Source organism: Myxococcaceae bacterium JPH2, assembly GCA_016458225.1.
Classification (GTDB): domain Bacteria; phylum Myxococcota; class Myxococcia; order Myxococcales; family Myxococcaceae; genus Citreicoccus.
Genome location: JAEMGR010000010.1, coordinates 107,914 through 120,679, shown reverse-complemented (window position 1 = coordinate 120,679; position 12,766 = coordinate 107,914). Strand labels below are relative to the sequence as shown.

Here is a 12,766-nt window from a genome sequence, read left to right as displayed (position 1 = left end):
ACGTGGAGCCGCTTCTCACGTATCTAGCGAAGGCCCTGGTCGACCAACCAGACCAGGTGAGCCTGCGCATCTCCGAGGCGGACGGCGGACAGCTCTTCGAGCTGAAGGTCGCTCCCGAGGACGTCGGCAAGGTCATCGGCCGTGACGGGCGCACCGTGAACGCCCTCCGGACGCTGATCGGCGCCGCCGCCCAGAAGCAGGGCCACAAGGTCCGCCTCGAGATCCTGGATGACCGGCGCAATGCGGCCAGTGGGCCCGTGGCGCCGTCCTCGCCGAGCGACGCGCCGTGACGCCGCATCTGCAGTTTGGATACGTCGCGCGTGCGCATGGCCTCAAGGGCGAGGTTGCCATCCGCAGCTTCGACCCCGGGTCGCAGACGCTGGACGAAGTGGAGCGCATCTTCGTGCGGCTGCGCTCGGGCGAGGAGCGCGAGCTGCGCGTGAAGGCCCTGCGCGCCGCTCCCAAGGAGGACCTCGTCGTCCTCGTGGGGGTCTCTTCCCGGATGGATGCGGAGGCCCTGGTGGGCGCCACCGTGTTCGTCTTCCGCGAGGACCTGGAGCCGCCCGAGGAGGGCGAGTTCTTCCAGGGCGACCTCGTGGGGCTCACGGCCGTGGACGAGGCTGGCAAGGCGCTGGGGACGGTGGAGGAGATCTGGGCCACCGGCGAGGTGCCGAACCTGGTGATCCGCGCCGCGGGCGCCGAGGAGATGGTGGTGCCGTTCGCGGACGAGTTCGTCCCGGCTGTGGACATGGCCGCGCGGCGCATCGTCATCCGTCCGCCTCGGTTCCTGGACGCGGATGACTCGGAGTCCAGCGGAGACCCATGAGCTACCCGGTGGAGATCCTCACCCTCTTTCCGGGCATGGTGTCGGGCTATCTGGGGGCGAGCATCCTGGGGAAGGCCCAGGAGAAGGGTCTGCTCGCCGTCACCCTCACGGACATCCGCGAGTTCGCGGAGGGCAAGCACCGCGTCACCGACGACGCGCCCTACGGCGGCGGCGCGGGGATGGTGATGAAGCCCGAGCCACTGGTGGCGGCCATCGAGGCGGCGCGACAGCGGCTGCCGGGCGCCAAGGTGTTGTTGATGAGCCCGCGGGGGCCTGTTTTCAACCAGACGACCGCGAAGGCTTTTGCGACGCACGCGGAGGGGCTCATCCTCGTGTGTGGCCGCTATGAGGGCGTGGACGAGCGGGTGATGCCGTTCCTCGACGGAGAAGTGTCCCTGGGCGACTTCGTGCTGACGGGTGGCGAAGTGGCGGCGCTGGCCGTGGTGGACGCGGTGGCGCGCCTGGTGCCGGGGGTCCTCGGCAACGTGGCCTCGTCGGTGTCGGAGAGCTTCGAAGAGGGGCTGCTCGAGTACCCGCAGTACACGCGCCCGCCGCTGTTCCGAGGGGCCGAGGTGCCCGCCGCCCTCCAGTCGGGCGACCATGCGCGCATCGCGCGGTGGCGCCGGTGGAAGGCGCTCATGCTCACGCGGGAGCGTCGCCCCGAGCTGTTCGAGCGTGTGGCGCTGGACCGCGCGGATCAGAAACTTCTCGCCAAGCGCGAGGAAGAGCTGTAACGCTGTCTGTTCTCGTCCGGAGCCGATCAGCGGGCTTGTCCGAGACGCTTGTCTCTGCTAGTACGGCCCGCTCTTTCCACGCGTCCTACGCGTCAAGTTCTGTATTCTGGAGTCCGTTATGCGCCGCGACCTCATTCAGCACGTTGAAAGCAAGTACCTGCGCCAGGACGTCACCTCGTTCCGTACCGGTGACTCCGTTCGCGTTCACTGGAAGGTGAAGGAGGGCGAGAAGGAGCGCGTTCAGGCGTTCGAGGGCGTCGTCATCCGGAAGAAGAAGGGCCAGCACCGCGCCACGTTCACCGTGCGCAAGATGTCCTTCGGCGTCGGCGTGGAGCGCATCTTCCCGCTGCACAGCCCGCGCTACGAGAAGATCGAGGTCCTGACCCACGGCGACGTGAACCGCAACCGCCTGTTCTACCTCCGCGGCCTGAAGGGCAAGGCGTCGCGCGTGGCGGTCCAGGAGGACTCGGACGCGAAGGCCGCCGCCAAGGCCGCCAAGGGCGCGTAGGCATCCGGACGGTGTCTTGACCGTCCCCTTCGCGGCATGAGTCCGCGAGCGAAAAGGAGCGTCCAGCGATGGACGCTCCTTTTTTCGTTCAGGCTAGACTGAGGGTGCCATGCACTTCGTCGAGGTTGCCGTTCAGAACGTCCGGGGCTTCTCTCCAGCGGGGCGTTTTCCGCTCAAGACCGGGTACCTCGTCCTCAAGCCACCCGCGGAGGCGGCGCCATTCGCGGGGCTGACGATCTCGCTCCTGTTCGCCGATGGACGCGGCGGTGACGTGGCCTACGTCGGGCCGGGCGGGAAGTCGGGCAAGGCCGCGCTCACGTTCGTGGGGCAGGACGGCGCCACGTACCGCGTGCTTCGCGAGCTGGGTGGCTCGGGGACGTTGCATCGCATGGGCGCAGGCGCGGGTCAGCCCGAGCTGATCTCTTCGGATGCCGCGGAGATTAGCCAGTATCTGCGCGGGCAGGCGGGCCTCCCGCCGCGTGGCACGTTCGAGCAGGTGTACTGCCTCCAACTGGCGATGTTGCCCTCGCGACGCCCGCGAAAGTCGGCTGCCGCCGCGAAGGTGGATCCGAAGACGACGGGCAAGTTCCCCTCACTGGCCCAGGCCGCCTCGGTGCAGGCCGCCGAGGACATCCCCGCGGCCGAGGCGAAGCTTCGCGCGCTGGAGACCGAAGCGGTCAGTGCGCGTGAGGTGGATCAGATCCAGTTCCGCGTCGACGAGCTGAACTCGCTCATCTTCGAGGCGGACTCGAAGCTCAAGAGCACGGAGGGGCTGAAGGTCGCTGTCGCGGACGCGGAGGCGGCGTGGCGCGCGGCACCCGCGCCCGAGACGCTCGGGCTGCCTCAGGACATCATCTCGCGTGTGCAGCGCTACCCGAAGGCGGTGGCGAAGCGCGACGACGCGTTGATGAAGCTCAACGCGGATCGCGAGGTCGAGGCGCAGGACGTGCCCTCGTCCGTCGAGCCCCTGACGCAGAATCGGATCTTCTGGGCGGGGTTGGGGGCGGGGGTGTTCTTCCTCGCGTTGAGCGTGGGCCTGGGGCTGTCGGTGGGGCCGCTGTGGCGCTACCTCGCCCTGTTCAACATTCCTGCCTTCGGCACGGCGGCGCTCATGGCGCTGCGCTACGTGGACGACCTCCAGAAGTCCACGCGGCGAGGCAGCAAGGAAGGCCGCTTCGACTCGCGCGAGAAGAAGATCTACGACGAGTTCGAGGCCGAGGCCGCGCCGGTGCGCATGGCCCTCAAGGCGCTCGGGCTGGAGAACATCGACGACATCCCCGGCGCACTGGAGCGCAAGGATCTGCTCGGCGTTCGCGTGGGGGAGCTCCAGGTCCAGCTCGAGCAGATGGAGGCGGATCCCGAGTTCGTCGCCGCATCTGCCCGGCGCCAGGGGCTGAAGGATGAACTCGAGGGCCTCAACGGTCAGCTCTCCCAGAAGGGCGCCTACGTCCGCGAGCTGCGTGAAGTGGAGCGGGAGATCGCGCGCATCAAGGAGTCGATCTTGCTGGCCAAGGCACCTCCCGCCGCGGCCGCGCCCGGTTCCCAGTCCGGGGGCACTCCCGCCGAGCCGCTGGAAGATCCATCCCCCGCGGTGCTCGCGCAGGCTGCGGACCTGCTGACGCTGGACATCCTGGCCACGCAGGCGCTGCTGCGCGACCGCTGCGTTCAGTACCTCACGGCGCTGACGGATCGCCGCTACCAGGGCGTCGAGTGGGACAAAGAGGGCCGCGCCTTCGCGCTGGCCCCTGGCAAGCGCACCCCCGTGGGCGAGTTGCCGCCGCGCGACCTGGACCTCTACTACCTGGCTCTGCGCATGACCGTCGTCGAGAAGGCGAGCGCCCGCGTGAAGCAGCCGTTCCTGCTCGAGGATGTACTGACGGGCGTGGAGGAGGCGAAGCTGCCGCTGGTGGCGCGCATGCTCAAGCACCTCGGCACGCTGACCCAGGTGCTTCACGTCACCGCGCACCCCGGCTTCGCGCAGATGTCGGACGGCACCGTTAACGTCTAGGCGGTGCGAGGCGGTCCGCGCGAGACGCCTTCGGGGAGTGTGTGGGATGGGACGGGCGGCGGCGCCGGGAGAGCGGCGCGGGTGGGGGAGTACGGCGGAAGACAGCGCGGTGCGCTTCCTGGAGGCACAGGGGTGGCGCGTGCGGGCCCGCAACTGGACATGTCGCTACGGTGAGCTGGATGTGGTGGCCGAGCGCGACGAGTTCGTGTGCTTCGTCGAGGTGCGCATGCGCTCCTCCACCGCGTGCGGCGAGCCCGTGGACACGGTGTCGTTCGCCAAGCAGCGCCGCGTGGTGAAGGCGGCGATGCACTACCTCTTCAAGTATGACGTGCGCGAGCGCATGGTGCGCTTCGACGTCATCTCCGTGGTGGGGCGCGGCGCGCACGCCACGGTGGAACACATTCCTGGCGCCTTCGACGCCGGTATGTGAGGAACGCCCCATGGCTGGAACGCTCTATCTCGTCGCCACTCCCATCGGAAACCTGGGGGACATCACCTCGCGGGCGCTGGAGACGCTGCGCTCGGCGCGCTTCCTCGCTTGCGAGGACACGCGGCACTCGCGGGTGTTGCTCGACCACTTTGGGATTGGGGGCAAGGACCTGGTGAGCCTGCCTGCCTTCGCCGAGGGCCAGCGGGCCGGGCGCATCCTGGAGCGCATCGTGGAGGGCGAGGACTGCGCCCTCATCACCGACGCCGGGAGCCCTGGCATCAGCGACCCCGGGGAGAAGCTGGTCGCCGAGGCCCTGGAGCGCGGGGTGACGGTGGTGCCGGTTCCTGGTGCCACGGCGCTGGTGGCCGCGCTGAGTGCGTCTGGCCTGCCCACGGGGCGGTTCCACTTCCTGGGCTTCCTGCCTCGGAAGGGACCTGAGCGCCACGCGATGCTGGAGGAAGTCGCTCCGCTGTCCGCCACGCTGGTTCTCTATGAGTCACCCCGTCGATTGGGCGAGACGCTCGTGGATCTCCACGCGGCCTGGGGCGAGCGGCGGGCCTGCGTGGCCCGCGAGCTGACCAAGCTCCATGAGGAGTTCGTTCGAGCGCCGCTGTCGGAGCTGGCCGCGCGCTATGCCGCCGAAGAGGCTCGGGGCGAAGTCGTGGTCCTGGTGGAAGGACGCACTGGTGAGCGGCGCTGGTCCGAGGAGGAGATTCAGCGTGCCCTCCAAGAGGGGCTGAGCCGGGGCGAGAAGCTCAAGGCGCTGAGCACCGAGCTGGCTCGCCGCGCGGGCTGGGCCGGTCAGGAAGTGTACCGGCTCGGCCTGGGACTGAAGCAGCGTTAAGACAAGCCCCAGGGCACGCGTGCCCCAGGGCCGAGGCCCTCGGTCAGAAGCTGAAGCTGGCCGAGAGGTCGAAGCGGAACGTGGTGCTCTCCGTGGCGCGGAAGCGACGGCCGGCCACGTCGTAGCGCCAGTCGAAGTTCGGATTCACCTCGGAGGGGTTCGCCGCCACGTTGACGTTGCCGCTGCTGTCCTCGTCCTTGCCAATGGTCTCGGACGTCAGCAGGTGGTCCGAGTTGTAGAGGAACGTCCCCGAGGCGCGGATGCTGAAGGCCTCGGCGGCGCGCGCCGAGACACCCACGAGCCCACCGACCTGGAAGTAGTCCTCCGACGTCAGCAGCTTGCGCAGCGCCGAAGACAGCTCGTTGTAGTAGCGGCCCTTGCCCACGTAGTTGCCGATGGCGCGCAGGTCGAAGGCGAACTTCTGGAACTTTTTGTCGTTCTGGAAGGGCACCAGCTCCACGCCGAAGAGCATGCTGGCCTGCGTGGGGGACTTGATGCCCGTCTCCCTGCGATCCCATGGGCCCGTGAGGCAGTTCTCTGGCGCGCCCAGGTTGGGGGGCGAGGCGTCGCGCTGATCGCAGTTGGAGTAGAACTTCGGGCCGCGCACCGGGATGGTGTACGAGGCGCGGAAGTACGGGTCCGCGATGCCCATGCGCCGCGAGAACGACGTGTAGATCTGGTACTTGTGCACCCGGTCGCCCACGTTGCCGCGGTTGTCCGGATCCGTGGTGTCCACGCTCGGGTCGCGCTGCTTCGCGGTGGGGGCTTCCCAGTCCAGGCCGATGATCCACGTGGGCTTGGTGTCGTCCTTCTCCTGGTTGAAGAAGGCGTAGGCCATGCCGAAGTGCATGTTGCCCAGGCCGCCGCGGAAGCTCTCCTGCGGCACGCCGAACAGGGGATGCCCCAGCCCGGCCGGGTCCGCGAGGCAGCCCGGAATGGTCGAGCCGTCCGCGTTGATGCAGTTGTTGGTGATGGTGGAGTTGGCCAGCGTGGTGCCGCTGACGAAGTCCCAGCGCTCGTTCTGCTGGAAGACGATGGGGACCGCGAAGGAGAACTCAAGGTCGCGGTAGAGGCCGAAGGCCAGCCGCAGGTTCAGGCGCGAGTCCACGCCCTTGTACCAGAGCTCGTTGCTCTCCTGGAGGTGGCCGCCGTCGACCGACGGAGCCTGCTCCCGGACGAGCTTTGCGCGGGTTTGTGTCCGCTCGAACCCCACGTCGATGAAGAGATCGAACGGATCGTCATCCTCGAACGAGGACGCGATCCGCGTGATATCCGCCGCGCTGGCGGCCAACGGCGCGCTGAGCGTCAGCGCGGCGAGAACGGCGCGAAGCCTGTGCATCCGACCTCCGACGACAAATGGCCAGGGCTGTCAGCTAGCCGTGCCCTCGGAGGGGTGTCAAGAATCAGATGGCGTTTACTTGCCCGCGACCGGGGTCCCCAGGAGTCCATCGAGCCGGCGGACCTCCTGTTCAAAGGCGGACTTCTGCGTCGCCTTAAGTGCGCCACGGTAGGTCTTGTGCTGATCGAAGGGGTCCAGTACGCGGTCATCCTGCGTCATGAGCTGGTAGTGCAGGTGGGGCGCGAAGGAGTGGCCCGTGTTGCCGCTGTGGGCCAGCACCTGGCCCACGTTGAAGCGCGCCCCGGCCTGGAGGCTCTTGGGCAGCTCGGACAGGTGCAGGAAGAGGGCGCGGCGCGCCTTGCCGCCGGACTCGACCAGCTCCAGTGAGTTGCCGTTGCTGCCCCAGTTCCAGTTCTTGCGCTTGATGACGCCGGCGAACGGCGCCTTGACGGGCGTGCCCACCGGGGCGCGGAAGTCCACGCCCTTGTGTCCGCGGCCGTCGCGCAGCAGCGACGTCACCTGCTCATACGTGTCGATGGGGGAGTGCTCGAGCCGCAGCTCCAGCTCCTCGCCCGTGGGCAGGTAGTAGCGGGCGTTGGCCTCGCCCTCGGGCTGGAAGCGATAGGCCCGGTGCGTCTGGCCCGTCTTCGCGCTGACGAACCGGACCGCGTACACGAGCGGCTCCTCGCCGTCGCGGCGCTGGTAGATGACGTCGAGCGTGTCACCCCGGAGCACCTCGCCCGGGACGCGCACCCACCACACCAGCGTGCGGGTGACGACCTGGGACAGCGCGGGGCCCACGTCCGAGCCGGCGGCCTGGACGAACGCGGTCTCCAGCGGACCGTTGATGCGCATGGAGGCGTGCTCCAGGCCCGCGGCCTTCGCCGGGGTCTCCGGCGTCGCGGTGGGCGTCGCGCCGGTGGGGGCCGCGGCGGCGGTCGCTTGCTGGGGCGCCGGGGTGCCGGCATCGGGCGGAGCGGCCTGCGCCTCCGCGCTGACCTCCTGCGTGGCCTGCGCCATGCGCTGCTTCCACCACCACACGCCTCCCGCGGCCGCGCCGAGGATGACGGAGACGGCGACCACCGGTCCGAAGGGGTTGCGCTTCGGTGGGGCACCGAGGGTGGGAAGGTTCGGCCGCATGCAGGCTCCCGGAGGGTGGCAATGGGTACGCGGGCCCGAAACCGCCGGCATTCCGGCGATATTTCGGCCCGCGGTCGTGGGTGGGGAACAGCGAGGGGTTACTCGTCCGGCCCCTCGTCCTGGCCTTCCGGCGACGGGTCGCGGAGGCCAAACTCCTTCATCTTCGTCTGGAGCGACTTGCGGCTGATCTGCAGCAGGCGCGCGGCCCGCGTCACGTTGCCGCCCGTCTCATCGAGCTTCTTCACGATGAGGTCGCGCTCCAACTCGGCCGCCTTCATCCGGACGATGTCCTTGAGGCCCACTTCGCCCGTGGGGACCTCGAGCGTGGCCGAGGAGGACGTGCCCGCGCCCGCGGTCATGCTCGTGCCCTGTCGCACGGGCTCGGGCAGGTCCTTCGCGGTGATGAGGGGACCATCCGCGAAGAGCAGCACGCGCTCGATGAGGTTCTCCAACTCGCGGATGTTGCCGGGCCACGCGTAGGTCTGCAGCAGGGCCAGCGCGTCGTCCGCGATGCCCTCGATCTTCTTGTTGAGGCGCCGGTTGTACTTGTCGACGAAATGCTGGGCGAGCATGGGGATGTCGCTCCGGCGCTCACGCAGCGCGGGCAACACGATGGGGACCACCGCCAGGCGGTAGTACAGGTCCTTGCGGAAGCGTCCCGCTTCAATCTCCGCCTGCAGGTCCCGGTTGGTGGCCGCGACCAGGCGCACATCCACGCGCGTCGTCTTGATACCGCCCACGCGCTCGAACTCGCCCTCCTGGAGCGCGCGCAGGAGCTTCACCTGCATCTCGACGGGGATCTCGCCGATCTCGTCCAGGAAGAGGGTGCCTTCGTCGGCCAGCTCGAAGCGGCCCGGCTTGGAGGTGACCGCCCCGGTGAAGGCGCCCTTCTCGTAGCCGAACAGCTCGCTCTCCAGCAGCGTGGCGGGGATGGCCGCGCAGTTGATCTTGATGAAGGGCTTGTCGCGCCGGCTGGAGGCGCCGTGCAGCGCGGTGGCGATGAGCTCCTTGCCCGTGCCGCTCTCTCCGGTGATCAGCACCGTCGAGGGCGTGTCCGCGACCTTGTCGATGATCTTGTAGACGTCCTGGATGGTCGGGGACTCGCCGATGATGGCCGCGCGCGCCTTGTGGTCCGGGCGCACCGAGCGCTTGGCGCTCTCGTTCGTCTTGGCGGCCTTGGCCACGACGGAGGACAGCTCGGCCTGATCGAACGGCTTGGTGATGTAGTCGAACGCACCGGCCTTGATGGCCTCCACCGCGGAGTCCACCGTGCCGTGCGCGGTGATGATGATGACGGGCACGTCCGAGTTGGCCGCGCGCACGGAGGCGAGGACCTCCATGCCGCCCACCTTGGGCATCACCAGGTCCGTCACCACGATGTCCGCGCCGTTCTTGTGGAACTCGGCGAGCCCTTGCTCGCCGTTCTCGGCGACGGTGACGTCGAAGCCGTCCCGGCGCAGCAGCGCGGCCAGCACCTTGCGCAGGTTGGCCTCGTCGTCGATTACCAGGACCTTGGCCATGGACGCGGGGCCTACGACTGGCGCGGGGCCGAGGGAGTGCCCTCGATGGTGCAGATGGCGTCCGGGTGTTTGATGCGCAACAGCAGCGACTCCAGGACCCGGAACGGGTGGTTCATCTTGCTGGCGCCCAGGTAGGCGGTGACCATGTCCATGGCCACCGCGAGGTCCATGTTCTCGCGGCCGGTGGACACCACCACGCCCGAGTCACCGCGCAGGCGGTTGGACTGGAAGATGCCATCCGAGGCGAGCTGCCGGATGGTCTCGATCTCCAGCACGCCCGACTTCTCGTAGATGCGGTGCAGCTGCGAGTACAGGCGCGGCGACAGCACCACGGCGTAGGGGCCGTAGTGGCCGTGCTCGTTGAGCTTGCGCGTGGCCTCGACGATGGCCTGGAAGCCGCCACCCGCGGCGGTCCAATCTCCGAGCGAGACCGAGAGTCGGCCCACGGCCGTCATCAAGCCCTCGTAGCCGAGCTTGGTGTCGCCGTAGAAGATGAGCTCGTCCTCCTGCTGAGCGCACAGCGCGGCGGCACCCGCGGCGGCGGACACGTCCAGCGGCATGTTGTGCGAGCGCGCCGCCTCGATGTCCCGCCAGTGCAGCAGGAAATCCTTGTAGATGATGGGGATGGTCTTGAACTTGCGCGCGTCGGTGAAGACCATCGCGGTCTCCTGCTCCCCGACGATGTCCACGGCGCCGGGGGACACGCCCTGGTACTCATCGTAGGGCACCGTCTGCACGCCCGCGCCGAGCGGACCGTAGATGTCCAGGATGCGGCGGCCGACGAGCGAGCGGCGGGCGACCTGGATCACCGTCTCGTTCAGGCGCGCCCACTCCTCTTCGCGCAGCGGGTTCTCGGCATGTCCAAGAAAGTCAGGCATCGGAAGGCTCCGTCACGACGGCAACAAACGGGAGGAGAATCGAAAGAGGCTCAGCGTCCACCGCCGCCGCCTCGGCGCAGGGGACCCACGGTCAGCGGATGGCTGCCCTCGGAAGGGGGCGGGGCCGGCATGCCGTAGATGAGGCGGTGGGGGGGCAGGGGAGTCAGCGGCTCGGGAGGCGTGCGGCCATGGGGCGCGGCCGTGGAGGGCGAGGGAGGCGGCGCGGACGCCGCGGCCTTTCCTCCCGCGATGGCCTGCTGGAAGTGCCCGGGCGCGATGGGGTGCGTGAAGTGCGCGTCCTGTCCGGCATCCAGCATGCGCAGCATGTGGGTGGCCTCGAAGACGTGCTCCTTCTCCTCGGCCGCCAGGTGCAGGAAGAAGGCGCGGACTTCCGGATTGGTCGAGGCCTCCGCGAACGCCTCGTACTCGTTGATGGTCTCCAGCTCGCGCGCCAGCACGGCGCGGATGCGCGCCACGTCAGACCGCTCGGTGTCGGAGTTTCCGGCCATGGGGGCGCGACCCTCGCAATCCGTTGGGGGCACCGTCAAGTGAAAGAGGGCTCGGTGGGTTTCCTGCTTCATGGCGCTGGACACGGCGCTAGAGTCCGCGCCCGCGTGACCGCCCCAGCACCCGCATCGCCCGCCGAGCCGCCGAAGCCCGCCGTCGCCACCCAGGCCCCCCCGGAGCGAGGGAGCGGACGGGGGGCCATGCTCGTCGCCATCGGCATCCTGGCCTCGCGCCTCATGGGGCTCGTGCGCGAGCGCGTGTTCGCCCACTACCTGGGCAACGCCGCCGCGGCCGCCGTCTTCAAGGCCGCGCTGCGCATCCCCAACTTCCTGCAGAACCTCTTTGGTGAGGGCGTGCTGTCCGGCTCCTTCATCCCCGTCTATGCCCAGCTGTTGGGCAAGAAGGACGCGGAGGAAGCGGACCGGGTGGCGGGCGCGGTGTTCGGCCTGCTCGCGCTGGTGACGGGCCTGACGGTGGCGATGGGCATGCTCGCCACGCCGATGTTCGTGGAGATCATCGCCCCGGGCTTTCATGGGGAAGAGCGTGAGCTGGCCATCCGGCTGGTGCGCATCATCTTCCCGGGCACGGGGCTCCTCGTACTGAGCGCCTGGTGTCTTGGAATCCTGAACAGCCACCGGCGCTTCCTGCTCTCGTATCTGGCCCCCGTGGTGTGGAACGTGGTGATGATCGCCACGCTGCTCGGGGCGGGTGGCCGCTACGGCGAGGAGAAGCTGGCGGAGATCCTCGCCTACAGCGTGGGCGTGGGCAGCTTCTTCCAGTTCGCCGTGCAGCTCCCCACGGTGCTGCGCCTGCTGGGGCGCTTCCGCCCGGCGCTGTCGCTGGCGAACGCGTCCGTGCGACAGGTGCTGCGCAACTTCGGCCCCGTGGTGTTGGGCCGCGGCGTGGTGCAGTTCAGCGCCTGGGTGGACACCGCCTTCGCGTCGCTCATCTCCAGCCGCGCCCTGTCTTCCCTGCTGTACGCGCAGACCGTCTACCTCATCCCGGTGAGCCTCTTCGGCATGGCGGTCTCGGCCGCCGAGCTTCCCGAGATGGCGCGGGCCACGGGAGAAGGAGACGCGGATGCCCACGTGAAGTTGCGGACGCGCATCGATGGGGGCGCGCGGCGCATCGCCTTCTGGGTGGTGCCCTCGGCCGCGGCGTTCCTCTTCGTGGGCGACCTGGTGAGCGCGGCGCTGCTGCAGACGGGGCGTTTCGACGCGGCGGACTCCCGCTACCTCTGGTACCTGCTCATGGGCGCGGCCGTCGGGCTCGTGGCTTCCACGGTGGGGCGCCTGTACGCCTCCGCCTTCTATGCCCTGAAGGACCCGAAGACGCCCCTGCGCTACGCCGTGCTGCGCGTGGCGCTGGGCACGGCGAAGGCGTACGTGTTGGCGCTGTGGTTGCCCGACTGGCTCGGTGTGCCCCGGGAGCTGGGGGCCGCATTTCTCACCCTGTCGAGCGGCATCGTGGCCTGGTTGGAGACCACCCTCCTGCGCCGCAAGCTCGTGCAGCGCCTGGGGCCCGTGGGCCTGCCGGCGGGACTGCTGCCCCGGCTGTGGCTGGCGGCGGGCGTGGCCGGCCTCGTCGGACTCGGCATCAAGCTGGGGCTGGCCCGGTGGCTGGGACCCATGCCCGGGGTGACAGCGGAGTGGGGGGGGCACCTGCTCGTTCCGCCGCACCTGAACCCCGTCCTGTCGCTGCTCGCCGTGGCGATTCCCTTTGGGGCCGTGTACTTCGCACTCGCGGCCGCCCTGGGCGTCCCCGAGGCGGGCGCCGTGTTCCGCAAGGTGGGGCGCCGGCTCGGAATCGCTCGCTGACGCGCCTCGTCGCTCGGGGCCCAGGCGGGCTTCCGGGCAAAGGTTTGAGGCGCAACGGGATGATTGTTCCCGACGTGTAAGTTGTCCCGGGAGCATCGGTGCGCTCGGCGTGTGCGTATCGATCTTCCTCTAAAGGTGGCGCGCGTGTAGAGTGCGCCGCCTTTTTCATGGGACTTGGACTTCACCGGAAGTCTGGGTCGACATCGTCTACGGAA

Annotated in this window: 13 protein-coding genes; 8 read left to right on the top strand and 5 right to left on the bottom strand. The window is 69.1% G+C overall.

Annotated elements, in window-relative coordinates; genetic code table 11:
- The first annotated feature begins 2 nt into the window (after positions 1-2).
- The 7 genes from JGU66_17865 to rsmI all read left to right on the top strand — a co-directional run bounded on the left by JGU66_17865 (position 3) and on the right by rsmI (position 5,350).
- Complete coding sequence (locus JGU66_17865; protein MBJ6762635.1) at positions 3-290, top strand: KH domain-containing protein; 288 nt, start codon at positions 3-5, stop codon at positions 288-290.
- A complete protein-coding gene (rimM, locus tag JGU66_17860) occupies positions 287-826 on the top strand; it encodes a 16S rRNA processing protein RimM (GenBank protein ID MBJ6762634.1) in 540 nt (179 codons plus the stop codon). Before JGU66_17865 ends, rimM begins: the two co-directional genes overlap by 4 nt.
- On the top strand, positions 823-1,560 hold the full coding sequence (trmD, locus tag JGU66_17855; GenBank protein MBJ6762633.1) for a tRNA (guanosine(37)-N1)-methyltransferase TrmD: 738 nt from the start codon (positions 823-825) through the stop codon (positions 1,558-1,560). Before rimM ends, trmD begins: the two co-directional genes overlap by 4 nt.
- Positions 1,561-1,678: 118 nt before the next feature.
- A complete protein-coding gene (gene rplS, locus JGU66_17850) occupies positions 1,679-2,068 on the top strand; it encodes a 50S ribosomal protein L19 (protein MBJ6762632.1) in 390 nt (129 codons plus the stop codon).
- A 109-nt stretch (positions 2,069-2,177) separates the two neighbouring features.
- A complete protein-coding gene (locus JGU66_17845) occupies positions 2,178-4,076 on the top strand; it encodes a chromosome segregation protein SMC (GenBank protein ID MBJ6762631.1) in 1,899 nt (632 codons plus the stop codon).
- A gap of 46 nt (positions 4,077-4,122) precedes the next feature.
- Entirely contained in the window at positions 4,123-4,506 is a 384-nt protein-coding gene (locus tag JGU66_17840) for a YraN family protein (GenBank protein MBJ6762630.1), read from the top strand.
- A gap of 10 nt (positions 4,507-4,516) precedes the next feature.
- The gene (gene rsmI, locus JGU66_17835; GenBank protein ID MBJ6762629.1) at positions 4,517-5,350 is read left to right on the top strand and encodes a 16S rRNA (cytidine(1402)-2'-O)-methyltransferase; all 834 of its coding nucleotides are present in this window, start codon (positions 4,517-4,519) and stop codon (positions 5,348-5,350) included.
- Between the two features lie 43 nt (positions 5,351-5,393).
- Here rsmI and JGU66_17830 read toward each other — a convergent pair whose 3' ends face one another.
- From JGU66_17830 to JGU66_17810, 5 genes are all read right to left on the bottom strand, one after another.
- Positions 5,394-6,689, bottom strand: coding sequence for a hypothetical protein (locus JGU66_17830; GenBank protein ID MBJ6762628.1), 1,296 nt, complete (start codon positions 6,687-6,689; stop codon positions 5,394-5,396).
- A 75-nt stretch (positions 6,690-6,764) separates the two neighbouring features.
- On the bottom strand, positions 6,765-7,829 hold the full coding sequence (locus JGU66_17825) for a peptidoglycan DD-metalloendopeptidase family protein (protein MBJ6762627.1): 1,065 nt from the start codon (positions 7,827-7,829) through the stop codon (positions 6,765-6,767).
- A 98-nt stretch (positions 7,830-7,927) separates the two neighbouring features.
- Complete coding sequence (locus tag JGU66_17820) at positions 7,928-9,349, bottom strand: sigma-54-dependent Fis family transcriptional regulator (protein ID MBJ6762626.1); 1,422 nt, start codon at positions 9,347-9,349, stop codon at positions 7,928-7,930.
- Positions 9,350-9,360: 11 nt separating this feature from the next.
- Entirely contained in the window at positions 9,361-10,227 is an 867-nt protein-coding gene (locus tag JGU66_17815) for a bacteriocin family protein (protein ID MBJ6762625.1), read from the bottom strand.
- Positions 10,228-10,277: 50 nt separating this feature from the next.
- On the bottom strand, positions 10,278-10,736 hold the full coding sequence (locus JGU66_17810; GenBank protein ID MBJ6762624.1) for a ferritin: 459 nt from the start codon (positions 10,734-10,736) through the stop codon (positions 10,278-10,280).
- 198 nt (positions 10,737-10,934) lie between these two features.
- Here JGU66_17810 and murJ point away from each other — a divergent pair, with 198 nt between their 5' ends.
- Positions 10,935-12,551, top strand: a complete 1,617-nt coding sequence (murJ, locus tag JGU66_17805) for a murein biosynthesis integral membrane protein MurJ (GenBank protein ID MBJ6762623.1) — start codon at positions 10,935-10,937, stop codon at positions 12,549-12,551.
- Positions 12,552-12,766 lie beyond the last annotated feature (215 nt).

What these genes read in the sequence shown, in the direction of transcription:
- JGU66_17845 (MBJ6762631.1), top strand. Translation starts at nt 2,178, where the DNA reads ATGCACTTCGTCGAGGTTGCCGTTCAGAACGTCCGGGGCTTCTCTCCA.
- JGU66_17825 (MBJ6762627.1), bottom strand. Translation starts at nt 7,829, where the DNA reads ATGCGGCCGAACCTTCCCACCCTCGGTGCCCCACCGAAGCGCAACCCC.
- JGU66_17815 (MBJ6762625.1), bottom strand. Translation starts at nt 10,227, where the DNA reads ATGCCTGACTTTCTTGGACATGCCGAGAACCCGCTGCGCGAAGAGGAG.
- JGU66_17830 (MBJ6762628.1), bottom strand. Translation starts at nt 6,689, where the DNA reads ATGCACAGGCTTCGCGCCGTTCTCGCCGCGCTGACGCTCAGCGCGCCG.
- JGU66_17820 (MBJ6762626.1), bottom strand. Translation starts at nt 9,349, where the DNA reads ATGGCCAAGGTCCTGGTAATCGACGACGAGGCCAACCTGCGCAAGGTG.
- JGU66_17840 (MBJ6762630.1), top strand. Translation starts at nt 4,123, where the DNA reads ATGGGACGGGCGGCGGCGCCGGGAGAGCGGCGCGGGTGGGGGAGTACG.
- rplS (MBJ6762632.1), top strand. Translation starts at nt 1,679, where the DNA reads ATGCGCCGCGACCTCATTCAGCACGTTGAAAGCAAGTACCTGCGCCAG.
- rsmI (MBJ6762629.1), top strand. Translation starts at nt 4,517, where the DNA reads ATGGCTGGAACGCTCTATCTCGTCGCCACTCCCATCGGAAACCTGGGG.
- JGU66_17810 (MBJ6762624.1), bottom strand. Translation starts at nt 10,736, where the DNA reads ATGGCCGGAAACTCCGACACCGAGCGGTCTGACGTGGCGCGCATCCGC.
- trmD (MBJ6762633.1), top strand. Translation starts at nt 823, where the DNA reads ATGAGCTACCCGGTGGAGATCCTCACCCTCTTTCCGGGCATGGTGTCG.
- murJ (MBJ6762623.1), top strand. Translation starts at nt 10,935, where the DNA reads ATGCTCGTCGCCATCGGCATCCTGGCCTCGCGCCTCATGGGGCTCGTG.